Origin of the sequence: Hoeflea ulvae, assembly GCF_026619435.1 — a bacterium.
Taxonomy (GTDB): domain Bacteria; phylum Pseudomonadota; class Alphaproteobacteria; order Rhizobiales; family Rhizobiaceae; genus Hoeflea; species Hoeflea ulvae.
Map to the genome: position 1 here is coordinate 136,440 of NZ_JAOVZQ010000001.1, position 15,027 is coordinate 151,466.

The 15,027-nt window shown below is 62.4% G+C and carries 12 protein-coding genes; 2 read left to right on the forward strand and 10 right to left on the reverse strand.

The window, feature by feature from the left end; all coding sequences use genetic code 11:
- Window positions 1-3: 3 nt before the first annotated feature.
- From pyc to OEG82_RS00720, 9 genes are all read right to left on the reverse strand, one after another.
- Entirely contained in the window at window positions 4-3,462 is a 3,459-nt protein-coding gene (pyc, locus tag OEG82_RS00680; RefSeq protein WP_267610545.1) for a pyruvate carboxylase, read from the reverse strand.
- A 174-nt stretch (window positions 3,463-3,636) separates the two neighbouring features.
- Complete coding sequence (locus tag OEG82_RS00685; RefSeq protein WP_267610546.1) at window positions 3,637-4,380, reverse strand: helix-turn-helix transcriptional regulator; 744 nt, start codon at window positions 4,378-4,380, stop codon at window positions 3,637-3,639.
- Window positions 4,381-4,791: 411 nt separating this feature from the next.
- The gene (locus OEG82_RS00690) at window positions 4,792-5,937 is read right to left on the reverse strand and encodes an iron-containing alcohol dehydrogenase (RefSeq protein WP_267610547.1); all 1,146 of its coding nucleotides are present in this window, start codon (window positions 5,935-5,937) and stop codon (window positions 4,792-4,794) included.
- Window positions 5,934-7,322: an aldehyde dehydrogenase family protein gene (locus tag OEG82_RS00695; RefSeq protein WP_267610548.1), complete on the reverse strand. Its 1,389-nt coding sequence runs from the start codon at window positions 7,320-7,322 to the stop codon at window positions 5,934-5,936. Before OEG82_RS00695 ends, OEG82_RS00690 begins: the two co-directional genes overlap by 4 nt.
- Window positions 7,323-7,398: 76 nt before the next feature.
- Window positions 7,399-8,763 (reverse strand): glutamine synthetase family protein, encoded by a 1,365-nt coding sequence (locus OEG82_RS00700; protein WP_267610549.1) that lies wholly within the window; start codon window positions 8,761-8,763, stop codon window positions 7,399-7,401.
- Between the two features lie 111 nt (window positions 8,764-8,874).
- Entirely contained in the window at window positions 8,875-9,927 is a 1,053-nt protein-coding gene (locus tag OEG82_RS00705; RefSeq protein WP_267610550.1) for a TRAP transporter substrate-binding protein, read from the reverse strand.
- Window positions 9,928-9,970: 43 nt separating this feature from the next.
- Window positions 9,971-11,305 carry a TRAP transporter large permease gene (locus OEG82_RS00710; RefSeq protein WP_267610551.1) on the reverse strand — a complete coding sequence of 445 codons (1,335 nt, stop codon included), beginning with the start codon at window positions 11,303-11,305 and terminating at the stop codon, window positions 9,971-9,973.
- On the reverse strand, window positions 11,302-11,829 hold the full coding sequence (locus tag OEG82_RS00715; RefSeq protein WP_267610552.1) for a TRAP transporter small permease subunit: 528 nt from the start codon (window positions 11,827-11,829) through the stop codon (window positions 11,302-11,304). Before OEG82_RS00715 ends, OEG82_RS00710 begins: the two co-directional genes overlap by 4 nt.
- A 57-nt stretch (window positions 11,830-11,886) precedes the next feature.
- Window positions 11,887-12,681, reverse strand: a complete 795-nt coding sequence (locus tag OEG82_RS00720) for an N-formylglutamate amidohydrolase (RefSeq protein WP_267610553.1) — start codon at window positions 12,679-12,681, stop codon at window positions 11,887-11,889.
- Window positions 12,682-12,803: 122 nt separating this feature from the next.
- Here OEG82_RS00720 and OEG82_RS00725 point away from each other — a divergent pair, with 122 nt between their 5' ends.
- Entirely contained in the window at window positions 12,804-13,649 is an 846-nt protein-coding gene (locus OEG82_RS00725) for a MurR/RpiR family transcriptional regulator (protein WP_267610554.1), read from the forward strand.
- 53 nt (window positions 13,650-13,702) lie between these two features.
- The gene (locus OEG82_RS00730) at window positions 13,703-14,032 is read left to right on the forward strand and encodes an ArsR/SmtB family transcription factor (protein WP_267610555.1); all 330 of its coding nucleotides are present in this window, start codon (window positions 13,703-13,705) and stop codon (window positions 14,030-14,032) included.
- 56 nt (window positions 14,033-14,088) lie between these two features.
- On the opposite strand, the gene OEG82_RS00735 is transcribed toward OEG82_RS00730, so the two are convergent.
- Entirely contained in the window at window positions 14,089-14,874 is a 786-nt protein-coding gene (locus OEG82_RS00735) for a DUF2189 domain-containing protein (RefSeq protein ID WP_267610556.1), read from the reverse strand.
- Window positions 14,875-15,027 lie beyond the last annotated feature (153 nt).

The window sequence follows — 15,027 nt, forward strand, 5'->3', positions numbered from 1 at the left end:
ATGTCAGCCATAGACCACCAGAAGGTCCTTGGCGTCGATCTGGTCGCCGGTCTTGACCAGAACTTCGGCCAGCACGCCATCGCGCTCGGCGTGGATTGCCGTTTCCATCTTCATCGCCTCGATCGACACCAGCACGTCGCCTGCGGTGACCTCCTGGCCTGCCGCAACCGACACGGTGGAAATCACCCCCGGCATTGGTGCCGCGACATGGGCATCATTGCCCGGTTCGGCCTTGCGGCGCACGGCTGCGCCCGACGCGCCATGCGCCCGGTCCGGCACCTTGATCCGCCGTGGCTGGCCATTGAGCTCGAAGAACACCGTGACCATGCCCTTGTCGTCGGGTTCGCTCTCGGCCAGGTTCTGCACGACCAGCGTCTTGCCCTTCTCGATCTCGATGAACAGCTCTTCGCCGACCGGGATCCCGTAGAAATAGGCAGGAGTCGGCAACATGCTGACCGGCCCGTAGGTTTCGCTGACCAGCGCGAAATCGGTGAACACCTTCGGATACATCAGATAGGAGGCGAACTCGTTTTCGGTGATCTCGCGTTCCAGCCCGGTCTCGATCTCCTTGCGTTCGGCGGCGAGATCGGCATCCGGCAGCAGCGAGCCGGGACGGGCCGTATAGGCCTCCTCGCCCTTGAGCACCTTGTCCTGCAGCGCCTTCGGCCAACCGGCCGGCGGCTGTCCCAGATCGCCGCGCATCATCGACACCACCGATTCCGGGAAGGAGACATCCTTGGCCGGGTTTTCGACGTCGGCGACGCTCAGATCCTGGCTGACCATCATCAGCGCCATGTCGCCCACCACCTTCGATGACGGAGTCACCTTGACGATGTCGCCGAACATCTGGTTGGCGTCGGCATAGGCCTGGGCCACCTCGTGCCAGCGGGTCTCCAGCCCCAGCGAGCGGGCCTGCTCCTTGAGATTGGTGAACTGCCCGCCGGGCATTTCATGCAGATAGACTTCCGATGCCGGTCCCTTGAGATCGCTCTCGAATGCCGCATACTGGTTGCGCACGGCTTCCCAGTAGAACGAGATCCGGCGGATCCATTCCGGATCAAGACCGGGATCGCGTTCATGGCCGCGCAGCGCCTCGACAATCGAGCCCAGGCATGGCTGCGAGGTGTTGCCCGAAAGCGCGTCCATCGCCGCGTCGATCGCATCGACACCGCTGTCGACGGCGGCAAGCACCGTGGCAGCCGAGATTCCCGAGGTGTCATGGGTATGAAAATGGATCGGCAGGTCGGTGGCATCGCGCAAGGCGGTGAACAGCTGCCGTGCTGCCGCCGGCTTCAGCAATCCGGCCATGTCCTTGACCGCGATGATGTGCGCGCCGGCCTTTTCCAGTTCACCCGCCAGATCGGTGTAGTATTTCAGGTCGTATTTCGGCCGCGCCGAATTCAGAATGTCGCCGGTGTAGCAGATCGTCGCTTCGCAAAGCTTGTTCTCCTCGCACACCGCATCCATCGACACCCGCATGTTCTCGACCCAGTTGAGGCAATCGAACACCCGGAACAGATCAATCCCGCCCTGCGCGGCCTGGCGCACGAAATGCTTGACCACATTGTCGGGATAATTCTTGTAGCCGACACCGTTGGCGCCGCGCAGCAGCATCTGCAGCAGCAGGTTGGGCGCGCCCTGGCGCACCATTTCCAGCCGCTCCCACGGGTCTTCGGTCAGGAACCGCATCGACACGTCGAAAGTGGCCCCGCCCCAGCATTCCAGCGACAGCAGGTCCGGCAGCACCTTGGCATAGGTGTCGGCAATGCGGGCGATGTCATTGGTGCGCATGCGGGTGGCCAGCAGCGACTGGTGCCCGTCGCGCATCGTCGTGTCGGTGATCAGCACCCGCTTCTCGTTGCGCATCCAGGCGCCGAAGGCCTTCGGCCCGATCTTGTCGAGCTTCTGCTTGGTGCCGTCGACAATCGGCACATCCTTGTAGGGAATGCGCGGCTTGGCGGCATCTTCCACCGGACGCGGCCGGCCGCGGGCTTCCGGATGCCCGTTGACGGTGACATCGGCCAGATAGGTCAGCAGTTTTGTCGCCCGGTCCTGACGCTTGACCTGCTCGAACAGCTCCGGCGTGGTGTCGATGAACCGCGTCGTATAGGTGTTGTTGATGAATTTCTCATGCCCGATGATGGCCTCGAGAAAGGTCAGGTTGGTGGCGACGCCGCGAATGCGGAATTCGCGCAGCGCCCGGTCCATGCGGCGGATGGTTTCCTCCGGCGTCGGCGCCCAGGCGGTGACCTTCTCCAGCAGCGGATCGTAAAACCGGGTGATCACCGCACCGGAATAGGCCGTGCCCCCATCAAGCCTTATGCCGAAGCCGGTGGCGCCGCGATAGGCGGTGATGCGGCCGTAATCGGGGATGAAATTGTGCTCGGGATCCTCGGTGGTGATGCGGCACTGCAGCGCGTGGCCGTTGAGCCTGATGTCCTTCTGCTCGGGCACACCGGATTCCGGCGTGCCGATGGCGAAGCCGTCGAGAATGTGGATCTGCGCCTTGACGATGTCGATGCCGGTGACTTCCTCGGTCACGGTATGCTCGACCTGGATGCGCGGATTGACCTCGATGAAATAGAACGCGCCGGTGTCGATATCCATCAGATATTCGACCGTGCCCGCCCCGACATAGCCGGTGGCATTGGCAATCTTGAGCGAATAGGCGGCGAGTTCCTGCCGCTGGTCTTCGCTCAGATAGGGTGCGGGCGCCCGCTCGACGACCTTCTGGTTGCGGCGCTGCACCGAGCAGTCGCGCTCGAACAGATGCACAGCATTGCCATGGGTGTCGCCAAGGATCTGGCTTTCGACGTGACGGGCGCGCTCCACCAGCTTTTCGAGATAGACCTCGTCCTTGCCGAAGGCGGCCATGGCTTCGCGCTTGGCCTCGACCACTTCGCGGGCCAGGTCCTTCGGGTCACGGATGGCGCGCATGCCGCGTCCGCCGCCGCCCCAGGAGGCCTTGAGCATGATCGGATAACCGATCTCATCGGCCATCCGCGCCACTTCGTCCATGTCGTCCGGCAGCGGCTCGGTTGCCGGCACCACCGGAACGCCGATCTCGATGGCCAGATTGCGGGCGGCGACCTTGTTGCCCAGACGCCGCATGGTTTCGGCCCGCGGCCCGATGAAGATGATGCCGGCCGCATCACAGGCGTCAACGAATTCCGGGCTTTCCGACAACAGCCCGTAACCGGGATGGATCGCATCGGCGCCCGATTGCCCGGCGACCCGGATCACTTCCTCGATCGACAGATAGCTCTCGATCGGGCCCATGTCGTGCGCCAGATGCGGGCCGCGGCCGACCTGGTAGGATTCGTCCGCCTTGAACCGGTGCAGCGCAAGCTTGTCTTCCTCCGCCCAGATGGCGACGGTTTTGATGCCCAGTTCATTGGCCGCGCGAAAAACGCGAATGGCAATTTCTGAACGATTGGCGACAAGAATTTTGGAAATCGGCACAGACAGGCTCCCGGGTTTGGGGGAAGAGACCGGGGTCGTTACAAACCCCGCAGCCAATCTTTAGCGTCTGTTTTGTTGCAGTGCAAATAGCATTGCGGAGCGGCGGGGCGGCTGAAACGGCGGCGTGACCGGCGCTGCCCCGCAGCGGGCCGCCCCGGAGCCATGATGCACCCGCTAGGCGATCAGCCCGAGCCGGAACGCGATCGCCACCACATGATGGCGATTCTTGGCATGCAGCTTTTCCTGAATGCCGTTCATGTACCAGTCGACCGTGTGCGCCGACAGACCGAGCGTGGCGCCCATTTCATTGGAGGTCATGCCGTAGCCGAGATATTCCAGCGTCTCCATTTCGCGGCGGGTCATCTGCACCCCGACAGGACGGCTGATCCGTTCATGGGCGCTCGGGTCCAGCGCCTCCAGAAGCTCCCAGAACACCTTCTTGGCCAGGGCATCCATCATCGCCATCTGCGCGGGCGTGAGATCGATCTCCCGGCCCGCCACGGTGAGAACACCGACCAGCCCGCGCCGCCCATGGATCGGGAACACATACCCGTCCTCCAGCCCGTGACGCCGGGCGTCCACCATCATCCGCTCCATGCGCTTGCGATGCGGGTCGTCCTGAAATGCCTGCAGCGGCTCGCGCCAGCGATAGCCGCGCTGGCTGTGCCCGAGATAGCGGACAATCGGATCGATCACCGCATATTTGCGCTTCACATAGAGCTCGGGCCAGCCCTTCGGCCACTGGCCCGCAAGCACGACATCGTCCGCATCGCTCTCCGGGCCCGGTTGCCGGATCAGGGTGAAGAAATCAAAGCCCAGCGTTTCGATAATCTCGTTCAGCCGGGCGCGAAGGGCGGCTGCATCTTCCGCTCCGTTGCTTTCATTTTCGAGAAACTGCAGAACGGCATCGATGCCCATTGTTTCCTCCGCAGGGCTTAAGCCTTGGATTTTCATCTGGTCCAGACCGGATTTGCAGAGTGCGCCCGGTTTGTACTGCTGGGTGGATCCAAATTTATTAGTTGCGGCAGGATTCTTTTGCAATCCCTCGCCAATCCAGGCCGGGCCGCAAGGGTTTTCACCGATTGCACCTGGCTACTGAACTGAAGGCCAATCCGGGCTCAAACCCGCAGCGCCGCCCGGTTAGCGGCCCCAAAATCCGGTTTCGCACCGCTCTCCGGCAAGGCGTGTACGCTATCGGACCATAGGATTGTGGGGAGGTGCGGGAGGCTTGGAATCCGGCCGGGGCCGCCGGAACTGCAGGCGCGGAATTCTGCGCGGCAGCATGATGCGCCGTGCCGGATCAGTCCCGGCACGGCGCAATCTTGAGGCTCAGATACAGGCTTCGAACAGCGCCCTGGTGTTTTCGGTTGTCAACGTCACCGGGTTGCCGCCGGCACTTGGATCTTCTAGCGCCATCGCGGTCATCTCGTCGATCCGGTCACGCCCGACGCCGAGCTCTGCCAGCTTGTCAGGCACACCCAGATCGGCGCGCAGCTTCAGCACATAGGCGTAGAACCCGTCGAAACCGCCATCGATCCCCATATAGGCGGCAGCACGCGCGATGCGGTCCTCGATTGCCGGGCGGTTCATCTCAAGCACCGGCGGCATCACCACCGCATTGGTCATGCCGTGATGGGTGTTGTAGACAGCACCGATCGGATGCGACAGCGCGTGAATGGCGCCGAGGCCCTTCTGGAACGCAACCGCGCCCATCGCCGCAGCACTCATCATCTCGGCGCGTGCCGCGATGTTGGAACCATCGGCAACCACCAGCGGCAGATTTTCCTTGACCAGTCGCATGCCCTCGAGCGCGATGCCCTGGCTCATCGGATGATAGAACGGTGACGAATAGGCTTCCAGGCAATGGGCGAAGGCATCCATGCCGGTGCCCACGGTGATGATCTTCGGCATGCCGACGGTCAGTTCCGGGTCGCAGATGGTGACCGCCGGGAGCAGCTTCGGATGGAAGATGATCTTCTTCACATGCGTGACCGAATTGGTCAGAACGCCGGCACGACCGACTTCCGAACCGGTGCCAGCCGTGGTCGGCACCGCGATGATCGGGGCGATGGCGTCGCCATTGGCCCGCGTCCACCAGTCGCCGATGTCTTCGAAATCCCAGACAGGACGGGTCTGGCCAGCCTGAAACGCCACCAGCTTGCCCAGATCGAGGCCGGAGCCACCACCAAAGGCGATGACGCCGTCATGGCCACCAGCCTTGAAAGCGGCGACGCCGGCTTCAAGGTTCTTTTCGTTCGGATTCGGATCAACCTCGGAGAACATCGCCCGGCCAAGGCCTGCGGCCTCCAGCAGATCAAGCGCGTTGGCCGTGATCGGCAGCGAGGCCAGTCCCCGGTCGGTGACCAGCAGCGGCTTCTTCATGCCCGCCGCAGCGCAGGCTTCAGCGAGTTCCGAAATGCGCCCTGCGCCAAAACGGATTGCGGTGGGATAGGACCAGTTGGCGCGCGGGCTCATGCGGATTTCTTTCTCATGTGATAGGATTTGGGACGGGTGAGGTTGTGGAAACCGATTTCCGACAGCGAACCGCCGCGACCGGTGGCCTTGCAGCCGGTCCAGCACAGCGCCGGATCGAGATAGTCCGCCCGGTTCATGAACACGGTGCCGGTTTCGATCTCGTTGCCGATACGCGCAGCCCGCGCGGTGTCATTGGTCCACAGCGAAGCAGTAAGCCCGAACTGGCAATCATTCATCAGCGCAATGGCGTGCTCGTCGCTGTCGACCGGCATGATGCCGACCACAGGACCAAAGCTCTCGTCGCGCATCACCCGCATGTCGTGGGTCACGTCAACGAGCACCTGCGGCATCAGATAGGCGCCGCCATCATCGGCCGGATAGAGTTTCGGATCGATCAGCCCGCGTGCGCCCTGGGCAATGGCTTCCTCTGTCTGGGCGCGGACTTCCTTCGCAAAGCGCACATTGGCCATCGGCCCGATGGTGGTTTCCGGATCAAGCGGATTGCCGAGCTTGAGACCTGACGAGACCCAGGCGGCAGCCTTCTCGATGAATGCGTCATAGAGCGGACGCGCAATGTAGAGCCGTTCGATGCCGCAGCAGCACTGCCCGGCATTGAACATGGCACCATCCATCAGCGTATCGACGGCCCAGTCAAGATCGGCGTCTTCCATGACATAGCCAGGATCCTTGCCGCCAAGCTCCAGCCCGAGGCCGGTGAAGGTGCCGGCCGCAGCCCGCTCAATCGCCTTGCCACCACCGACCGAGCCGGTGAAATTGATGAAGTTGAAACTTCCCGCAGAAATCAGCTTTTCCGTCCCCGGATGATCGAGAAACAGGTTGATGAACACGTCTTCGGGCAGTCCGGCTTCGGTGAAGGCGCGGACCATGCGCTCGCCGACCAGCAATGTCTGGGTTGCGTGCTTGAGCACCACCGTGTTGCCGGCAATCAGCGCCGGAGCGACCGTGTTGATCGCCGTCATATAGGGGTAGTTCCAGGGGGCGACCACGAAGACGACACCATGCGGAACATGCTCGATGCGGCGTTCGAACTGGGCCGAATTCTCGATTTCGATCGGCGCCAGCGCCCGCTGGGCAATCTCGGCCATGTAGTTGGAGCGCTCGTTGACTCCGCCGAACTCGCCGCCATAGCGGACCGGGCGGCCCATCATCCAGGCCAGTTCCGGGACCACTTCGTCGCTCATCTCGTTGAGCCGGGCCACACCGGCACGGACCAGCGCGATGCGCTCTTCCAGCGGCCGCCGGGCCCAGTCTTTCTGCGCCTTGCGCGACCGGGCAACAGCCGCCGCCGCATCATCGACGCCCATGACCGGACGTTCGGCATAGACCGAGCCATCAACCGGTGAAATCAGTTTCAAACTGCTCATTGCTTGGTCTCCTTCTGACGGCCCCGTCACCAATCCGTGCGGTGCGAGCCATCAATCATCAGTGTTTGGTGTGTGGTCAGACGCGCTCAAAGCCGCGGGCAATTTCCCAGTCGGTGACGGCCTTGTCGAATTCTTCCTGTTCCCATTCGGCGCAGCGCACATAGTGGTCGACCACCGCGTCACCCATCGCCTCGCGCAGCATTTTCGAATTGCGCAAGGTTTCGGTCGAGGCGCGCAGCGTCGAGGGAATGTGCCTGGCTTCGGTATTCTCGTAGACATCGCCACCGGTCGGCGGCGCCAGCTCCAGCTTGTCCTCGATACCCTTGATGCCGGCCGCCAGCAGCGCCGCCTGGGCGAGATAGGGGTTCATGTCCGAACCGCCGATGCGGCATTCGACCCGCACCGCCTTGCTGCCCTCGCCGCAGAGCCGGAATCCGGCGGTGCGGTTGTCGACCGACCAGACCGTCCGGGTCGGCGCGAAGGTGCCCTTCATGAAGCGCTTGTAGCTGTTGACATAGGGCGCCAGGAACCAGGTGTAATCCGAAGCATATTCGATCAGCCCGGCCATGAAATGCCGCATCAGCTCCGACATGCCGTATTCGCCGTTCTCGTCGCGGAAGGCCGGGGTCTTGCCCTGCCACAGCGACATGTGCACATGCGACGAGGAGCCGACCTTGTTGGGGTGCCACTTCGGCAGGAACGTCGCCGAACGGCCATGCGCCCAGGTGATCTCCTTGACCGCATGCTTGGCGATGGTGTGGTGATCGGCGCAATCCAGCGCTTCGGCATAGCGGATGTTGAGCTCTTCCTGGCCGGCCTCGGCCTCGCCCTTGGAATTTTCAACCGGAATGCCGGCGGCAAACAGGTGATTGCGCACCGGGCGCATGATCGCCTCTTCCTTGGTGGTCTGCAGGATGTGGTAATCCTCGTTATAGGCGCTGATCGGCGTCAATTCGCGATAGCCCGACTGGGCCAGCTCCCGATAGCTTTGCTCGAACAGGAAGAACTCCAGCTCGGTGGCCATCATCGCCTCGTAGCCCAGCTCCTTGAGACGGGCGATCTGGATCTTGAGCATCTCGCGCGGCGATTGCGGCACCGGCTTGTGGGTCTTGTGGTCGAGCAGGTCGCACAGCACCATCGCCGTTGCCTCGAGCCAGGGCACCCGGCGCATGGTCGTCAGATCCGGCTTCATCACATAATCGCCATAGCCTGCCCGCCAGCTGGTGGTGGCGTAGCCGTCCGGCGTCGCCATTTCGAGATCGGTCGCCAGCATGTAGTTGCAGCAATGGGTCTCCTCATGGCTCGAATCGATGAAATTCTGGACATGGAACCGCTTGCCCATCAGGCGTCCCTGCATGTCGACGCAGCACACCAGCACCGTATCGATGTCGCCCGATTTGGCGGCAGATTTCAGTTCGTCAAAGGAAAGGTTTCCAGCCATGTGATCTGATCCTGATAAGCGGCCCCGAAGGGCTTGGATTTGGGAGGCGCTGTAGCGCCAAACCGCCCCCCGAAGCAAGCCGGGAGGCGGATATCTGAATGCGCGGCGCCGTCAGCTTTCGCCGTAGGGGAAGCCGGCGGAGTTGATGACCTTGTTGTAGTCCTTGAAGATCGAGATGACCTTGGCCTTGGTTTCGCTTTCCGCGGCCACTTCATCCCAGAACTTCACGGCAGCATCCTCGACCTGCTTCCAGTCCGAAGCCGGAACCGAGCGCAGCTGCAGCTTGTCGCCGGTGGCGCGCAGCTTGGCTTCGCCGCCCCAGTACCACTGGTTGCGGAAGGTGTGGGTTGCTTCCATGCAGGAGATGTAGAGCGCCTTGAGGTGTTCGGGCAGCGCGTTCCACTTTTCCTCATTGGCAAACCAGGAACCGATCCAGGCGCCGGAGATGTTGTTGGTCAGGAAGTAGTCGGTCACATCGGCCCAGCCGACGGTATAGTCTTCGGTAATTCCCGACCAGGACATGCCGTCGAGTTCGCCGGTCTGCACCGCAACTTCGGCATCTTCGTAAGGGATCGACACCGGCACCACGCCGAACTGGGTGAGGAAGCGGCCGGCCGTCGGGAAGGTATAGAGCTTGAGGCCGTCGAGATCGGCAACGCTCTTGATTTCCTTCTTGGTGTTGAAGTTGCACGGATCCTGGCCCGCAGCCGAAAGCCAGACAACGCCGGTGCCCGAATAGGCTTCGCGCCAGATATCGGCCAGGCCGTATTGCTGGAACAGCACCGGCACGTCGAGGATCGAGCGGGTGGCAAAGGGGAAATAGCCGCCGAACAGGCCGACTTCCACCGGCGACGCCATCGAATCGTCATCGGAATGCACGGCATCGATGGTGCCTGCCTGCATCGAGCGGAACAATTCGCCGGTCGGCACGATCTGGTCGGCGAAGAACAGCTCGATCACCATTTCGCCATTGGCGGCCTTGTTGAAGGCATCGACAAAGGGCTGGGTGACGAACTGGCCAAGCGTTGCCCCGGCGTAGGTCTGCATGCGCCAGCGGATCGGCTCCTGGGCGATAGCCGGAGGGGCCGCAAGTGCCGTGCCAGCAGCTGCACCGGCGGCAACACCGGCCTTGGTGAGGAATTGGCGCCTCTTGAGATTGCTCATGCTGTTCTCCTTTTTGGTTTCGTCTTCTTTGGTTTTGCTCACATCAGCCCCGGAGTTTGCCGCGGAATTGCTCCGGCAGCCACAATGCGATTTCCGGGAACATCATCACGATCACCAAAGTGAGCAGCATGACCGCGACGAAGGGAATGACAGAGAGATAGATATGGCGCAGCTTGATCTCCGGCGGCGCCATGGCGCGCATCAGGAACAGATTGTAGCCAAACGGCGGCGTCATATAGGCGATCTGGCAGGTGATGGTGTAGAGCACGCCGTACCAGACCAGGTCGAAGCCGAGGATCTTGACCAGAGGCACATAGAGCGGCGCCACGATCACCAGCATGGCCGTGTCGTCGAGGAATGTGCCCATCAGCAGGAAGCTCAGCTGCATCAGGATCAGCACATGCCAGGGCTCGAGCCCGAGCTGGCCGAGGAAGAAGTTCTCGATCGCGCGCACCGCGCCCAGACCGTCAAACACCGCGCCAAAACAGAGTGCAGCCAGAATGATCCACATGAACATGCAGGAAATGCCGAGCGTCTTGCGCATGACATTTTCCATCACCTCGCGGTTCAGCCGCCCCTTGATCAAGGCCGCCGCCATCGAGGCAAGTGCGCCCACTGCCGAGCTTTCGACCAGGCTGGTATAGCCCATCAGGAACAGCCCGTTCATCAGGAAGAAGATCATGAACGGAAGGAAGCCTGCCCGGAGCAGCCCGATCCGCTCTTTCCAGCTGATGGCATCGCGTTCCGCCTTGGGAAGCGGCGGCCCGAGATGCGGCTGCAACTGGCAGCGAACCGCGATGTAGATGATGAACAGCCCGGCCATCAGCAGGCCCGGGAACACACCGGCCAGCCAAAGCTGGCTCACCGGCTGCCGGGCGATCATGCCGTAAAGCACCAGCACCACCGAGGGCGGGATCAGGATCCCCAGCGACGAGCCACCCTGGATCACCCCGGTGATCATCAGCTTGTCGTAATTGCGCCTGAGCAGCTCCGGCAGCGCGATTGTTGCGCCGATTGCCATGCCGGCCACCGACAGCCCGTTCATTGCCGAAATCACCACCATCAGGAAGATCGTGCCGATCGCCAACCCGCCCGGAACCGGGCCGAACCAGACATGGAACATCCGGTAGAGGTCGTCGGCAATGCGGCTTTCCGACAGCATGTAGCCCATGAAGATGAACATCGGCAGCGTCAGCAGCGGATACCATTTCATCAGCTTGATCGATTGCGTGAACGCGATCTCGACACCACCGGTGCCCCACAGCGGCAGCGCGGCGATCACGGCGACTGCGCCGATGACACCGAACACCCGTTGCCCGGTCAAGAGCAGCGCCATCATCGAGGCAAACATGAACAGCGCGATAAGTTCGTAGCTCAAAGGCCCGCCTCGCTATGATGATTGACGCTGACACCGCGCAGGAAAAGCAGGTCGCGGAACAGTTCGGCGATGGTTTGCAACAGCATCAGCGTGATGCCAACCACGCCGACCAGCTTGACCGGCCACATATAGGGCCGCCACACCGAATGGGCCCGCTCGCCATATTCGATGGCATAGCTGGTGCTGGAGATGCCGCCCCAAAGCAGCACGCAGAGATAGAAGATCAAAAACAGCACCGTGACCGAATCGATCGCCGCCTTGCGGCGCGGCGAAAAATTGGCATAGACCAGATCCATGCGGACATGATCGCCCATCTGCATCGAATAGGCGCCGCCGAGCAGGTAGTAGCCGACCATGATGAACTGGGCGAATTCGAGCGTCCACAGCGCAGGCGCCCCGGCATATTTGGTCACCGACGACCAGAACAGCACACCCATCAGCGCGAAGATCAGATACATCGCAAAGCGCCCGACCCGCCGGTTGAAGGCGTCGACGGCACGGATATAGCTTTCGATGAACTTCATGCCGTCACGCCCCTCGAGCGGCCTGCCGGACGATACCCGTCGAACAGAATGGCGAAATCAGGCATGACGGCGGGACCCTTCTGTTTTGAGCCGTTGCAGTGACGCCCCGAGAAGCTGCGCAATGCGTGCGGCCCAGACATGCTGGCCGGCTTCATCGGAAATCAGGTCATTGCGGATTTCCAGCATGACGTTGGCGATCTGCCGGGTCAATCCATGTCGCTTGAGCGTGTGGGTGACGCCATCCTCGGGCCCATAGGGATAATTGCGGCGGACCAGCTCCATCCGCGCCGCAGCGGCAGCATCGAGCATGGCATCGGCCAGCCGGCTGTCGTCGTCATGCAGAATACCGAGATGGCCGTCGCGGACCTTGCCGAAATAGACCGGCGTGAAGGAATGCACCGTGACCAGCACCACCTCGCGCCCCTGCGCCAGCCGGTCGTCGATCAGGTCATCGATGGCCTTGTGAAACGGATGATAGAGCGCGTCGGCCCGGCTTGCCTTCTGCGCGGCAGTGAGACCGAGATTGCCCGGCACGTCAAAGATCTCGCTGCGTTCGGGATAGGCGCCGGGTGATTCAGGCGGGCGGTTGCAATCATAGGCCAGCCGCGAAAACCGTTGCGAGACCAGCGTCGCATCAAGGGCGTCCGAAAGCATTTCGGCCACGCCCATCGCACCGATGTCCCAGGCGATATGGCTGTCGAGCGCCGCCGCATCGAGCCCGAGATTGCCGAGCGACTTCGGCATCGTCCGCGACGCATGCTCGCAGACAAGCACGATCTCGCCGGCGGCGTCCGGACGGCGGACGGCAAAAGCCGGCCCTTCTGATGGTTCGATCAGCATCTCGTCCTGCATCTTGAAAACGGGTCCCCGGCAGCCATCGGCACAATTACGTTCGTAACATTGATTAGGATTGCATGATCGATGTCAATCCTGTAATTTTTATTACATCTGGTCGAACGGCAACGGAGGCGGATATGGCGATACGGGAACAAATCCAGGCAGCGCTCGGAACATTGCCGGGCGCCGAAAAGAGGATCGCTCACGCCTTTCTCGCCAATTATCCGAGCATCGGCCTGTCCACCATCGCCGAGCTCGCATCCCTTGCGGGCACCAGCGCACCTTCGGTCCTGCGCTTTGTCGCGCGGCTGGGTTATGAATCCTATCCGGAGTTTCAGCGCGTCCTGCGCAGCGATGTGCAGGCGCAGCTGATGTCGCCGCTCGAACGCGCCCGCAGCGCAAGGCAGGTCGCCGACAACCCGGCGCTCAAGGCCAGCTTTGCCGGCATCACCGCCAATCTCGACGCCACCCTGAAAGCCCTGCCCGAAAGCGAGTTCGAGGCTGCCTGCGACCTGCTCTGCGATCACAAGGCCACCTGCCACTTTCTCGGCGGCCGCTTCACCGATGCCATCGCCGCCTATATGGCCGCGCATCTCAGGATCATCCGCCCCAATGTACGGCATTTCGGCGGCCAGTCCTCGACATGGCGGGACCAATTGCTCGACGTGCGGCCCGGCGATGTCGCGGTTCTGTTCGATATCCGCCGCTATCAGTCCGATCTGGTCCGGCTGGGCGAACTGATGGTCGAGCGCAAGGCCCGCATCCTGCTGATCACCGATCCCTGGCTGTCGCCGATCGCCCGCTCGGCGCGGGTGGTGCTTCCCTGCGTGGTCGACACCAACCGGACCTGGGATTCAAGCGTGGCCCTGCTGGCGCTGGCCGAGGCGCTGATCGACCGTATCGCCCGCGCCCAGTCAGACAGCGCCCGCACCCGCATGCAGACCCTTGAAGACATTCACTGGAACAACTTTTCCGGGCGCTGATGCCGGGCACGACATGCTTGTGCAAACGGGCCGCATCCAATATCCATCGGAGCATGGACCAACAAACCGCCCTGGACGCATTTTCAGCCCTCAGTCAGGAAACCCGGCTTGCCGTGTTCCGGCTGCTGGTCGCCGCCGGCCCGGAAGGGCTGGCCTCCGGCGAAATCGGCGAACGGCTGGGCGTGCGCCAGAACACCATGTCGACCAATCTCGGCATCCTGCTCAAGGCAGGCCTGGTGCGCCGGGTCCGTGACGGCCGCACCGTGCGCTATCACGCCGATCATTCCGGCATCAGCGGCCTCCTGGGATTCCTGCTCGAGGATTGCTGCGGCGGCAAGCCCGACCTGTGCCAGCCGGTCATTCGCCAGATTTCCTGTTCCTAGGGCACATCGAAGCCGGCGCTCTGTCCGAACTCCTGTCAGCCGGGAACCATTGCGCCTCAGGCCGGCGCCGTCACCTTGCGGTAGAGATGCCAGGTTGCATGCCCCATCACCGGCAGCACCAGCAACAGCCCGACGAACACCGGCAGCAAGGCCAGAAGCGTCGACAGTCCGACGACAAAGCCGAAGGCAAACATCGGCACCGGGTTCTTCAGCACCACCGCGATGCTGGTGATCATCGCAGTGACGAAATCCACCTCGCGCTCGGCCAGCATCGGAAGCGCGATCACCGTGGTTGAAAACAGCACCGAGGCCAGAAAGGCGCCGACAATCGTGCCGACGATCAGAAACCCCCAGCCCTCCGGGGTCGACAGCACGATCTCGACAAAGCGGTCCCAGCTCGAAAACGACTTGAAGCCCAAAAACAGCGCCAGCAGCAGCCGCACCTGGTAAACCCAGATCCAGAAAATGAACATCACCACAAAGGCCATCCAGCCGAGCTGACGCTCGCGCTGGTGAAACACCTGCGCCAGGACACCCTTGCGGGTCACCGGCTCGCCCTGTTGCAGCCTTCGGCTGACTTCGTAAAGGCCAACGGCAACGAAGGGGCCGAGCAGGGGAAAGCCGATGGCCAGGGGGATGATCATCCACGGAGCGCCGATGCGGGTGAGAAACCCGAGGATCAGCCAGCCGCCGAGCATGTAGATGCCGCCGAAGAACAGCCCAAACCCGGGCTGCGCCCGGAAATCGTTCCAGCCCTGCCTCAGGCTCGCCCGCACATCGCCAAGCGAAATCTCGCGGATCGGCGGCGCGCCTTCGGCCAGCCCTGACGTGGTGTTGGTCATCTCTTCCTCCCTCGCAACCCGATGCTCAGGCTCGTTTGTGCCGAAAATGCCGTCCTCGGGCAATGATCCTGATCAAGCAAGACCGGATCGGACACGGCACCGGTTTTGCCGTGGGTCGGGCTCCATGGATGGCCGGCTCTGGCAAAACCCTGC